This is a genomic window from Acinetobacter sp. 24-47-66 (assembly GCF_056779755.1).
In genome coordinates this window covers 403,063-416,268 of the sequence record NZ_JBWYIL010000001.1, presented here as the reverse complement: position 1 = coordinate 416,268, position 13,206 = coordinate 403,063, and the positions used below count along the sequence as shown (strand labels likewise).

Annotated in this window: 7 protein-coding genes; 1 reads left to right on the top strand and 6 read right to left on the bottom strand. The window is 40.2% G+C overall.

Going from position 1 to position 13,206, the window contains the following annotated elements; all coding sequences use genetic code 11:
* Positions 1 to 37: 37 nt before the first annotated feature.
* The 6 genes from AC1M84_RS01940 to AC1M84_RS01915 form a co-directional block, all read right to left on the bottom strand.
* Positions 38 to 2,677: a bifunctional aconitate hydratase 2/2-methylisocitrate dehydratase gene (locus AC1M84_RS01940; protein WP_481587005.1), complete on the bottom strand. Its 2,640-nt coding sequence runs from the start codon at positions 2,675 to 2,677 to the stop codon at positions 38 to 40.
* A gap of 290 nt (positions 2,678 to 2,967) precedes the next feature.
* Positions 2,968 to 3,237 carry a hypothetical protein gene (locus tag AC1M84_RS01935; protein WP_035267100.1) on the bottom strand — a complete coding sequence of 90 codons (270 nt, stop codon included), beginning with the start codon at positions 3,235 to 3,237 and terminating at the stop codon, positions 2,968 to 2,970.
* 142 nt (positions 3,238 to 3,379) lie between these two features.
* Entirely contained in the window at positions 3,380 to 3,757 is a 378-nt protein-coding gene (locus tag AC1M84_RS01930) for a hypothetical protein (RefSeq protein ID WP_481594313.1), read from the bottom strand.
* Between the two features lie 73 nt (positions 3,758 to 3,830).
* Positions 3,831 to 4,265 carry an I78 family peptidase inhibitor gene (locus tag AC1M84_RS01925; protein ID WP_481588372.1) on the bottom strand — a complete coding sequence of 145 codons (435 nt, stop codon included), beginning with the start codon at positions 4,263 to 4,265 and terminating at the stop codon, positions 3,831 to 3,833.
* Positions 4,266 to 4,383: 118 nt separating this feature from the next.
* The gene (locus AC1M84_RS01920) at positions 4,384 to 8,907 is read right to left on the bottom strand and encodes a translocation/assembly module TamB domain-containing protein (protein ID WP_481588373.1); all 4,524 of its coding nucleotides are present in this window, start codon (positions 8,905 to 8,907) and stop codon (positions 4,384 to 4,386) included.
* 43 nt (positions 8,908 to 8,950) lie between these two features.
* Entirely contained in the window at positions 8,951 to 11,707 is a 2,757-nt protein-coding gene (locus AC1M84_RS01915) for an autotransporter assembly complex protein TamA (protein WP_481588374.1), read from the bottom strand.
* Positions 11,708 to 11,883: 176 nt separating this feature from the next.
* Here AC1M84_RS01915 and AC1M84_RS01910 point away from each other — a divergent pair, with 176 nt between their 5' ends.
* Positions 11,884 to 13,203, top strand: coding sequence for an MFS transporter (locus tag AC1M84_RS01910; protein ID WP_179998246.1), 1,320 nt, complete (start codon positions 11,884 to 11,886; stop codon positions 13,201 to 13,203).
* Positions 13,204 to 13,206 lie beyond the last annotated feature (3 nt).

Sequence of the window (13,206 nt, the reverse complement as noted above, 5' to 3'; positions counted from 1 at the left end):
CTTATTTCTAACTCAATATAAATTATTTTTCAATAACTTAGCTTAATTGAGCAGCAGCTATTTTTTTCGTATCAACGTCTTTAGCAGCGTCTGTATAGTCGTTCATTTGATCGAAGTTCAAGTACTTGTAGATATCAGCAGACATGCTGTCGATTTGAGCAGCATACTGTTGGTATTCTTCAGGAGTTGGTAACTTACCAAGTACCGCAGCAACAGATGCAAGCTCAGCAGAAGCCAAGTAAACGTTTGCACCTTGACCTAAACGGTTAGGGAAGTTACGAGTAGAAGTAGATACAACAGTTGTATTTGGAGCTACACGTGCTTGGTTACCCATACATAATGAACAACCTGGCATTTCTGTACGCGCGCCAGCTTTACCATAAGTATTGTAGAAACCTTCTTCCATCAATTGGCGTTCGTCCATACGAGTTGGAGGAGCTAACCAAAGACGAGTAGATAAAGAACCACCAGGTACTTTGTCTAAAAGTTTACCAGCTGCACGGAAGTGACCGATGTTCGTCATACAAGAACCGATGAATACTTCATCAATTTTGTCGCCTTGAACGTCAGAAAGAAGTTTTGCATCATCTGGATCATTCGGGCAGCAAAGGATAGGTTCTTTAATGTCAGCAAGGTCGATTTCATACACTTTCGTGTATTCAGCATCAGCATCAGCTTTAAGAAGTGATGGGTTCGCTAACCATTTTTCCATGTTCTCAACACGGCGTGCCATAGTACGAGCATCGCCATAACCTTCAGAGATCATCCACTTCAACATCGTGATGTTTGAACGAAGGTATTCAGCAACTTTCTCTTCAGAAAGTGTGATCGCACAACCAGCAGCAGAACGTTCAGCAGAAGCATCAGAAAGTTCGAACGCTTGTTCAACAGTTAAGTCAGTTTCCATTTCTGATAAGTCGATCTCTAAGATACGACCAGAGAAGATGTTTTTCTTACCTTTCTTCTCTACAGTTAAGTCACCTTCTTTAATTGCGTAGTAAGGAATCGCATGTACTAGGTCACGTAAAGTGATACCAGGTTGCATTTTACCTTTGAACTTCACAAGAACTGATTCAGGCATATCAAGTGGCATAACACCAGTTGCTGCAGCGAACGCTACAAGACCAGAACCCGCTGGGAAAGAAATACCGATTGGGAAACGTGTATGTGAGTCACCACCAGTACCAACTGTATCTGGAAGAAGCATACGGTTTAACCAAGAGTGGATAATACCGTCACCTGGACGCAGTGATACACCACCACGGTTCATGATGAAATCAGGAAGCGTGTGTTGCATTTGAACGTCAACTGGTTTTGGATACGCAGCAGTATGACAGAAAGATTGCATTACGAGGTCAGCAGAGAAACCTAAGCAAGCTAAGTCTTTCAATTCGTCACGCGTCATTGGACCTGTTGTATCTTGAGAACCAACAGTTGTCATCTTAGGTTCGCAGTAAGTACCTGGAAGTACACCTTGACCTTCTGGAAGACCACAAGCACGACCAACCATCTTCTGAGCAAGCGTGAAGCCTTTGCCAGTTGCAGCTGGTTGAACTGGAGTACGGAACAAGTCAGAAGCAGGAAGACCCAACTCTTCACGTGCTTTAGTAGTCAAGCCACGACCAATGATCAAGTTAATACGACCACCCGCACGTACTTCGTCTAGAAGTACTGGAGTTTTTAACTCAGCTTCAGCAATTTGAGCGCCATCTTTGAACGCTGTAACTTTTGCAGTCGCTTTGTCAATCTTCAACGTGATTTCGTCACCCATGTTCATGTTAGCAACGTCGATTTCAACTGGTAACGCACCAGCGTCTTCCATAGTGTTGAAGAAAATCGGAGCAATCTTAGAACCTAAGCAGTAACCGCCTTCTTTCTTGTTCGGAATGTGAGCGATTTCGTCACCAAAGAACCAAAGTACAGAGTTAGTTGCAGATTTACGAGAAGAACCTGTACCAACAACGTCACCCACGTAAGCAACAGTATTGCCTTTCGCGATTAAGTCTTTGATTTGGCTTAATGGACCAACTTCACCTGGAACTTCGGGCTTAATACCATCACGTTCATTTTTAAGCATCGCATTCGCGTGTAACGGAATGTCTGGACGGCTCCAAGCGTCTTGTGCAGGTGACAAGTCGTCAGTGTTAGTTTCGCCAGTAACTTTGAAAACTGTAAGTTTGATTTCTTCTGGAACATCTTTACGGCTAGTGAACCATTCAGCGTCAGCCCAAGATTGAAGAACAGCTTTCGCGTTTTCGTTACCTGCTTTTGCTTTATCAGCAACATCATGGAACGCATCGAAAACAAGAAGTGTTTTCTTAAGCGCTTCAGCAGCTAAAGCACCAAGCGCTGCGTCTTCTAATAATTCAACTAAAGGAGCAACGTTGTAACCACCAAGCATAGTACCTAGTAAGTAAACCGCACGCTCTTTAGAAACTAATGGAGAAGTCGCTTCACCTTTCGCCAAAGCAGCCAAGAAAGCAGCTTTTACGTAAGCAGCTTGGTCAACACCTGCTGGAACACGGTTTTCAAGCAAATCAACTAAGAATGCTTCTTCGCCAGCTGGTGGATTTTTTAATAATTCAACTAATGCAGCTGTTTGAGCGTCATCAAGTGGCTTCGGTGGGACTCCGAGTGCGGCACGTTCTTCAACGTGTTGGCGGTAAGCTTCTAGCACGGTGTTATTCCTCTTCTTTAAAAAATTACTTGCAATATCCTGCTTATAAAGCCTGCAAATAATATGGACTGCTAAATTTTACTAAAATTCCGGTTAAAAGTTAATGCAAGAAGAGTGTTTCTTTGTGATGACCATTATTTTCTTACTAAATGATCTCTCTTCTGATTACTCATTGCTCAATATGTTGTTTTATCGAACAATTCTGACATTAACATGAAGCTTTTACGGATCTGAAATAAATAAAAGGCAACAAGATGTTGCCTTTTAAATCCTTTTTTGACTATTCAACCTTAGTGGACAGTCGTGCGATCTAAATATTGTTGCAGACTTTCTCGTGTTCCTTCGAATCTGACCAGAATTTCATCATCATGTAGCATGCGGTGTTCGGCACAGGCAAAACTAATGTGTACCTGATAAATTTTGGCATGTTCATTGATCATATTTTTAAGATAGACTCGATCCCCTAGACTTAGGACGTAATGGCTGCCATTAATTACAGCAACACCATTGGCATCTTCAAGCAGAAGATCGGCATTATTCAGGTATGCGACCACTTCCATTGTTTCGCTCCTTTTGTTTTATTTATCTTATTTTTATATAAGCTTTTCTATTTTAATGCTAATTAAAATTTGTAATTAATTTCAACAAAAAAAGGGAAACTTACGCTTCCCTCTTTTTTATGATCAATCTTTTTGTAGCGCCTTAAAACTGTTTGTAGTCAGGCAGATTATCTTTATCGTAAGGAGTGGCTAAACACTCATCCGTTGCTTCTTTTTTGAATTTAGCCATTAATGCATAACGATCCAATTCTAATTGATTCGCAGGATAAGCATAGACCTTCTCAATTTGAGCATCTACGAATTTCTTCGTCGTCGGATCGGTCAGTTTAGAAGCATGTTCGACCGCCGCAGTTTTCTCGATACCATTTTGACGGTCTAGCAAAATAGAGCGTGCAGCATTACCAATACTGGTACAGTAACCATGCCAGACTTCTTCAGGGGTTAGTGGCTTTTTTTCTTCACAAGCACTGAGCAAAACGGCTGAACCAAGTACAGCACCCAGAATCACGAATTTGTTCATACATCTCTCCTGTTGCGGCTATGATAATCGAGTTAAACCGAATAGGAAATCGTGTAATGACATTTCTCGTTCATTAACCGCAGCTTGAACGAATAATTTTATTCTGATCATCCACGGTTACTGTAATACGATCATTTCGATAATCCATAGTAACCAGATCATTTGGTCCGACACGGCGAATAATTATGGCTTTGGTTTTATTCAAAATCTGTTGATCATCAAGATTATGCATGCCGACTAATTTTTTTGCTTCTTCAGGCTTGCAAATATTTTGATGATGTCTAAATAGTTCCCATTCTTCTACCACAACACCATCTGGCAACTGGCAATAACCCACTTGACCATTTACCTCATCACGTATTTCTAATTTTCCACCTTGTTGAACACAAAATTTGCTTGCAGGATTAGCCATTCCAATTTTTGGAGTAAGTTGCTCAGTTTGAGTGGTTTGACAGCCCGCCATGAGTGTTGCCGCTATCATCGCGATGAATATTGCAATTGTTTTCATTTTTTAATTCTTTCTTGTCCGATAAATTTTAAGTCTAGCATTTTAACAATAGGGCTTAAATTTAATTTCGGTTTATACATTGAATTAAAAAGGGCTTCGATTGAAGCCCTTTTACCTTTTAGAATCGCCAGTTGTAGAAAATATCAATGGCTTTTTCTAAAGACTGACTTGCTTCCAGATAGAGTCTTTGGTTCATCTGATATCGTAGCGTCAATTTATTGACTGGCGTAAAGACACCAACACCATAACGGATATATAAATCAGGGGTCAGATAACCTGTCACACTCACTTGAGTATCATCGCCTGTTCCTTGCGCATCAAGAGCAAGACCACTTAACCCAAATGTCTGTCCAATTTGATTGGTTAAAGCACGTGTACCACCAAGCCCTAAACTAATCCCCGCTGCAGCAATGGTATTGTTCACATCTGATTTAAAGCCTTCTGCTTGACTCAAGCTACTAGAACCTTCATTGATTCGACCTGTAATCAAGGCATTCATCGCCTCTTGTTCAGATAATCCCGCATCATTAAATACTTGGATATTTGGACTACTTGCGGTTCCAGTAACACGCACACCAACTGTACTGCCTGAAATGAGTTTACTTGCTTCAACCTCAAGGGTTGGGTTGGACAATGCACCATTGAAACGCGCAATTGCACGACTTAGTTCTAAAGACTGCCCATAAGCTTCAATAGTAACGCGCTTACTTACACCAATCGCACCATTGGCACGCATGGCAGTTTCTAAACCGCGTTGCGTTAAGTAAATTCGCCCAAGCAATGGAATACGACTATTAAAGCCTTGGAAAATCACTTGGTTTCCTAAATTTAATTCTAAGTCAGCGCGGATATCCCATGGCTTTGCAGCCTTAAGTACCGCGAGTTGATTATCACCTTCACGTACTACTCGAACATCGGCGGATAAAGGCACTACGGATGCGCTCGATTCTGGCATTGAAATCAGCGCACGCGGAACTTCAACTTTACCATTCAAAGTTAACTGCTTACTGACAGGACGTGCATCTAAATCCATTTCAGTGTTCACAACAGCTGTGATTAATGGTGCTTGGCGAATAAATAAATTATCACCTTTGAGTTTTAAACGAATTCTAGGATCATTTTTCCAATCGATATCACCCGTTAACTTACCCACACCTCGACCACTATTGAAAGCGCCATCGATCGTCGCTTGGTTTTGACGAATAGATGAATACAGCTGAATATTCGTGAGATTAACAGGTAACGAAATCATGCTGATTGAACCATTTTTAAGTCGCATTTCGCCGTTAAATAACGGTTGAGTCAATGTCCCACTGATTTTACCCGCAAGGGATAAATTACCATCGATTTTACGCACATCCGAAATGAATGGTTTTAAAATTTTCAGTTGTACTTGACTCAGAGCAACTTCACCACGCATTGGTTTCGAATCAACAAATGGATTCACCACAACATTTGCATATCCAGTCCCAATATTCGGAGCTTTCAAATCAGCACGAAGTAATAATCCTTCACGAATACTTCGTGCAATAAGACTTACTTCATCGTAGTTCATTGTAGTGCTGATATCATCAGGATCGGCAGCTGCTAGACCGACAACACCATTACGCGTAACAAGTTTGGCATCGATTTTTGGTTGAATGCCTTGCCCCCAAGACGCTTTAGCATAACCATCCAATTTACCCGTAATTGCGAAACCTTCAGGCATAAATGCGGCAAAGTCACCAAGATCTAAATTCCGACTCACAAATGAGGCGCTACCTTTGGTCTTACTCACACGTAAGGGCTGATCAAAGCAAAGTTGGCTCTGATTACTGGTCCAGCAATGAGCACCCACAAATAATTCTGTTTTCGCAGTATTATAAATCACAGGGGCAGATTGGGCCTGTTTCAAATGCACCCGTGCAGAGTCAAAGTCACCTTTTTGAATTTGACCTAACCAATCATTCGCAGGATTAAATCCACCTGCCAGTTGCACATAAAATTTAGACAGCTTGTTCGAGGCTTGCACTTTCAATAAATGTGCTTTTCGTGTACCAGCAATTGAGACTTCAGCGTTTTGAATCTCACGATTGCCACTTCTTAAACTGTCCATTCTTGCAGTTAATGCAGTAGGCACTGTGTCTGAAGTTGGTAATTCCCCTTGGATGTTGAGTGATTTGATACTGACAAGATCATTGAAACCAAAGTTATTCACCCTCACATTCGCAGTTGCAGACAATCTCGGTTGAGACTGCACGTTTACAAAACCTTGCGCACGACCACGTAAACCAGGATAAAGCTCAAATAATGCAGGCGCGTCAATCTTAACGCGAAGATTCTGAGCATTCCCTTCGGCTTGAATCTGATTCTGCGCATACACAAAATACAAATTATTGGCTTCAAACTGTTGTGGTAGGAAACCTGTCTGATTCGAATTAAGAATAACAGCAAGATTACCTTTTGCTCTCAGCGGTTTTTTATTGATCATGCCAGCGAGATTGAGTCGATCAATATTAATTTTTTTCAAACGATCTGACCAAACACCATCCGTTTTGACATTACCTGAAATTTCCCCTTTAACACTTGAAACAAAATAATGAGGCTTAAAACGTATTAAAGAAGCATTAATGTCCCATCCGATTCCATTGGCTAAATTGACTAAACCATTGGCATTGATCTGACCCGCAGCACCCTGATGTTTAAATTCGGAAATATTGATGCGCTGAGGTGTGCCTGCTACACGTATTTTAAGCTGACCATCCCCTTGTGGCAGTTGGCTTGCATGTAATGCACCATCATAATTTACTGCGAAGCCTTTAAAGCCACCACCCGACTTTTCATCATGTAGAAGAATGGCTGCTGTACTTGAGCCAGTCAGCTTAATTGTTTCCGGTGGATTTTGATTGGCAAGTTGACCTGAAAGATTGATCTGATTTAACTGAATAATTTGCTGGTTAGGTCGAGCAAAGCCACTCGCTTGAATTTGTCCATTTAATAAATTTACAGGAGCAGCAGAACTGATGGTTTGCGGATTAAAGTCTTTTGCATTAAGCACCGCATTCCACTTCAACTGTCTTTGATCAGATGGTAATTCAACCTTGGCATTTGCTTGTAAAGATCCTTTTCCATCTGCTTGATAGATAAATGAAGGAACATGAAGATCATTACCTTTAAGGTCTAATTGGGCATTGTATTTGCCAGCAGGTAAAGTTCCTTTTTCATTTGCACCAACTACGGTTGCCACATGAATATTTTGTTGACCTTCAACTAAAGCAAGTTTTACATCCCCAGATTCACTACTTAACCAACCAATGTACGGAACAGCACGATCAATATTTTTCCAAGCGACATCTAGCAACATCGGATTCGGTTTATTATTTTTTTGTTCAGCTTGATTAAGATTTAAATTCCATGTTTCATATTGGTCAAAATCAATAAGTGCTGTGAGAGCTAATCCCTTCTCTAACGACCCAGCTGAGGCGATTTTGGCATCCAAACGTTCTGGCAGAAAATCTTGCACCACTTGTGGAATCACTTTATCTTTTGGATTGATTTTATCTAAGCGACCTTGCACATCCCAAGTGACTTTATCCTTCCACCCAACGACACCCGCAAGATTCAGCGCCCCGTTCATCAATTGACCATTCAGGTTTGAAATATTCAATTGATTGACGAGATCTGTATGCGCCAGCGCAGTATATTGTCCTTGAGGAATATTTTTACCAGAAATATCGGTATTAATATCCAAATTCAAACGTTGGATATCTCCAGAAAACTTAGCAACTCCTTGTTTAGATAAGAGCTCCTGCTCTAGCATTAAAGGCCAGTGATAATCTTTAAAGTTTAAAGCACCTTGCATTGGTACATTTTTTCGAACTGGATGTACCACTGCCCAACCTGTTAATAAATCAGGGGTACGTGTGGCAATGCCCGCTTGAATGGTATCTAAAGAGCCTTTTGCATGGAGATAAATATCCTCAACGTTGATCGACTTTAAAGATGGGAGTCTTACAACCGCTTGCGCATCTAACGGATATTTACCTTTAAAATCCATCTGACCTGTTGCTTTTTTTACAGACAAATAACCCATATCAAACTGCGAATCTTCAAACTTAAGCTCAGTACCTGACCATAGTGCTTCGTTTAGGATAATGTCATTAAATTGTACTTTAGAACTTGAAGTCTGAATGACCAATTGATCGATATCGGCTTGATCAACACGTAAAACAAAAGGGAGTTTAATTTCACTAAACTTAAATGGCTCATCACTTGGCGGTGACTTGTTAATGACACGCAAATTTCGGACATCGGCACGATTCAAATGAATTTCTTTATCTAATATGGCACGCCAACCCAAAGTGACATCAGCTCTATCAATTTTCACATCAACTGATTTCAGCGTCACCAATACATTTTTTAGAATGATGCCTTGAAGTAAATTTCCACCTTCATATTCATACTGAATAATCTGTTGAGTGGACAAAGCACGGTCAAGTAAGAATTTACTGCCTTTGTCTGTTGAAAACATTACGGCAAGCGAAGCCACAAAAAAGATCAGAATAAATAAAATGATCAGCAATACACGGCGTAATAAACTTCGCTGTGGCGTCACGTTTTGATCAGGTTGTTGCTCAGGTTGCTGCTCGATGTCTTCAGCCATACTTATTCCAAAAAATGTTTGAGTACTTTTATTATCTTAAATATTAAAGTTGCGGCCCGATAAAGAAATGTAGACGAATAGGTTTACCAGGATCAGATATCCCCGATGCCACATCTAGACGAATTGGACCAATTGGAGAGTTCCAGCGGATTCCTGCTCCTATGCTATATTCAGTATCATTGGTAAATTTTTCATCATAAGCATTACCAAAATCACTAAATAACGCGGCGCGCCAGCCTTCTTTAAATTGGTAATTGTACTCTAAAGTCCCAATCGCACGCGCTTGACCTCCGACTTTATATCCAAATTCCACAGGGGACAAACTCTTATAGTCAAAGCCTCGTAGACTTTGGTCACCCCCTTCAAAGAATCTCAAGTTATAGGGCACTTTTTGAAAATCTTCTGTGATGATATAACCGAGGTTTGCCCCACCAATGAATTGATGATCATTGTTACTGCCTAATGAATATAAAAATTTCCAGTTCGCATTTACAATCGCCATATCAGCATCGGATAGCAGGCTTTCACTCCCCAATTGGATTTTGTAGTTTTGTTTAAATCCTTTTGTCGGATTTAATCGATTATCACTGGTGACTTTAGTGGCTTCATAACCAAGTAATAAAGATTGCTGCTCATCATTACCCGTTGCAACGACGAACTCTGGAATTTCATCCCAATTGGTATCTGGGTCAAGTGTCTCAGGAATATCACCTTCAATCGTCATACGATCTAGACGATAACGCACACCAAAAATATGCTGCCAATCACGACGCGCACCTTTAATAATTCTGTCAGCTCCGGCAACGGCGGATTCCACAATGAGATTTAATCCATTCCCAATTTCATCACGATCTTCACGCTCGTAACCACCAACTAGACTGACATAATCATTTAATGGGTGTTTATATGGAATATTATAGCGACCATCAATCGATTGTCTGACTTGTGACAACTCCAAGTTTGCATCAAATGAATGACCACGTTCATTCACAATAGAACGGCGGTACTGACTTCGTAAGCGCACACCGGTATCAGTACCATAACCAATACCCGCTTCAACACTATTTAATTTATCCGCATTCAATGTCACGATGACAGGGATTTTTTTCTCTTCACGTGCTAAGGCTTGTAAACGCTCAGTTTCTTCCTGCTTGGCTTGCGCTTGATTATCAGCATCATTACGCTCTTGCAAAGTACGACGTTCATTTCCACCCGCAAATTGAGTTTCATCTGCCACATTCTGCGTGACTTCTTCTGATGAACTTGCCTGTTGTTCAGCCTTTTCTTGACCTGTTAATAAACTTCTATCAATTTTTTGCTCATCCACTAAAGCCTGCAAATCAGGTGCGAGTTCAAGCGGCTTAATAATTGGATCAGGTTTAACAGCGTCAACAAGGCTATAGTTAAAATAACGTGAATTGGTTAAGTTGTTGGCTAATACATTTACACGCCATGCGGTAAAGTCTGCACCTTCTTGCCAAGGAGCTAAGGTTCTTAAAATATCTTCACGAATCGGTATTTTTTTTGATGGATCACTCATTCTAAACTGCACATCATCCAGCTTATAACGTTCACCTGTTTCCATCTTCAAATTTATATCTGCTTGATTTTGAGGGCGGGCCAACATGACATCGTGCATTCGCCAATAATAATCAAAGAAACCGTTGTTATTCGCCGCTTCAATGATTCGAGCTTTTGTCGCTTCGTATTTACCATGATCGAAAATATCACCCACCTCCAAATCAGGAAGCACTCGAATCACTTGCAATTGAGCAAGATTCTCCCCAGGCCCAGTAAATTCAATATTTTGTTCTCGCACCACTACTGGATTATGAGGTGTGACATTGACACGCACTCGGTTATCACTGACTTTTTCAAACTTAAATTCAGCATCGTAATAACCTACGGCTTGTGCAGCTTGGACAGTCATATTACGGAGTTGCGGGACGGCAGCATTGAAATCTGAAAATGACTCAACAGTGAATGATGATAACTTTGCTTTGATATTGTCCGCGAGTGGTTTAGGTGCGCCTGTAACATCTGCGGTAATACGTGGCACAGCAGCGGGCTGATTAAGACGTGGAGGACGTATTTTGTAGAAAATGCGTTTAAACACATTTACTTTTTCTGGTTCTTTATTTTCAGGTTCTTGGGTTTGAACGGATAATGAACGTCCTTCCACATTTTCAGACACCTCAATCTGACGATCAGACTGAATATTTTGCATCAACTGATCAATGTTGACTGGAGCTTTTGTTAACTCAGCCTCTGAAATGTCATTCGCAGGTAGATCTTGTACTTGAACTGCTGGAGTCGTCAATCCCGATCTGAAATTTTGCGCTTCCTGCTTGGCTTGTTCAGCGACTGATAAAATTTCATTGGCAAGTCGAGGGTCCACACTTTCCTCAGGCAGCAACTCCAAATCATCAAATTCTATCGGTTTGAATTGCTCTTGTGGACTCAATTGCTCTTGCTGCTGAAGCATTTCATAACTATTAAAATCATCTTGCCCACTCAACTGATCTATTTTTTGATCAATACTTTCAATTTTCTCTTTTGACAATCCCTGTTGCTGCGCAACATTTTCTATTTTTTGTTTATTATTTTCGATGGCTTGTACAGATGTCGCAGGCTCAAGCTCCTGACTTGATACCACTGTGTCAGCTGCAAATAACACAGGTGAAGAAAGAGCACCTAAAAAAACACTTGCATAGAACCATTTATTGATATCATTTAATATCCATGTGTGCTGTACACATTGGGAAAGTAATGATTTTTTAAATTGTGTTTTCGATGGCATACTGCGCTCTGAATACTTTATATTTTAAATAGAAAATACGGATTTTCCACTCAAGCTAACTGAATCAAATTTCTAGTATTTTCAAAATTTTTAGGATGAAAATATGATACATGATTTTCCGATATTGTTACTAAATCATCACATTTCTTAATAATTTTTAAAAAAGCTGAATTGTCATGCAAAAACAAGAGCATCTCCTGAGTTCGCGCCGTTTTTTACCTATGTTTTTGACTCAATTTTTTGGAGCCTTAAACGATAATGTCTTTAAACAATCCTTATTGCTTGTCATTACCTATGGTTGGATTCAACAACAGACCGCAAGCGTAAGCACACTGAATAATCTAGCCGCACTTCTCTTTATTCTACCTTACTTCATTTTTTCAGCGACTGCAGGACAAATTGCAGACAAATACGAACGCTCTTTCTTGATTCGTAATATCAAATTGCTTGAAATCTTGATTATGCTGATTGGTACTGCTGGATTTTTACTCGGCAATTTATGGCTATTGTTATTTGCATTGTTCCTCATGGGTACACACAGTACCTTCTTCGGACCGATTAAATACGCCATTCTCCCTGAAATATTAAAACCGAATGAATTGATGTCGGGTAATGCTTTATTCCAGTCAGGTACTTCCATTGCAATATTGATGGGGATGATCTTGGGTGGTGTAGTGATTTCAAACTCTGAAGGCAACTTAGTTTGGATCAGCCTGACGGTCGTGACCATCGCGATACTTGGTTATATTTGTAGTCGCTTCATTCTCAAACAAAAAGTCCGTGAAAATCATATCAATGTCGATTGGAATTTCTTTCGAACCAGTTTTCAAACCATACGTTATGCAAAAAGTTTACCCCTCATCTTTACCATTTTATTGGGTAATTCTTGGTATTGGTTTTACGGCGCGACTTATTTAACTCAAATTCCTCAAATGACTCAGCAAAATCTGCACGCCAATGAAAATGTGGTCAGCCTCCTCCTTACCTTTTTTTCTGTGGGTATTGGTGTAGGTTCATTGCTATGCCGAAAAATTGGTGGCTCAGAGGTCAATATTAAAATGGTGCCTATTGGTGCAGTAGGCTTAACCGTTTTCGCCTTCTATTTAGCAGGAAGTTTAGCCTTTGTTCCTGAAAGGACTGGCGATTTTATTGGCATATCAGACATGTTTAATTCTGGTATGATTTATTATCATGTGATGATTGCAGTTACTTTATTGGGGATCAGTGGTGGTTTTTATATTGTTCCGCTGTATGCCATGATGCAAGCCTATTCACCGTGTTCACATCGTGCTCGCGTAGTGGCTGCTAATAACATTATGAATGCAGTATTCATGGTGTCTTCTGCTATATTCTCCATTATTATTTTAAGTATCTTAAGTATTGATATTAAGATTCTATTCAGTATTACAGCAATATTGAGTGCTCTGTACACGATTTGGTTATTAACACGCTTAAAACCAATGTTAAAAAATGCTCAAATTGATTTAGAGGATTAAGGT

What these genes read in the sequence shown, in the direction of transcription:
- AC1M84_RS01935 (WP_035267100.1), bottom strand. Translation starts at nt 3,237, where the DNA reads ATGGAAGTGGTCGCATACCTGAATAATGCCGATCTTCTGCTTGAAGAT.
- AC1M84_RS01930 (WP_481594313.1), bottom strand. Translation starts at nt 3,757, where the DNA reads ATGAACAAATTCGTGATTCTGGGTGCTGTACTTGGTTCAGCCGTTTTG.
- AC1M84_RS01925 (WP_481588372.1), bottom strand. Translation starts at nt 4,265, where the DNA reads ATGAAAACAATTGCAATATTCATCGCGATGATAGCGGCAACACTCATG.
- AC1M84_RS01920 (WP_481588373.1), bottom strand. Translation starts at nt 8,907, where the DNA reads ATGGCTGAAGACATCGAGCAGCAACCTGAGCAACAACCTGATCAAAAC.
- AC1M84_RS01915 (WP_481588374.1), bottom strand. Translation starts at nt 11,707, where the DNA reads ATGCCATCGAAAACACAATTTAAAAAATCATTACTTTCCCAATGTGTA.
- AC1M84_RS01910 (WP_179998246.1), top strand. Translation starts at nt 11,884, where the DNA reads ATGCAAAAACAAGAGCATCTCCTGAGTTCGCGCCGTTTTTTACCTATG.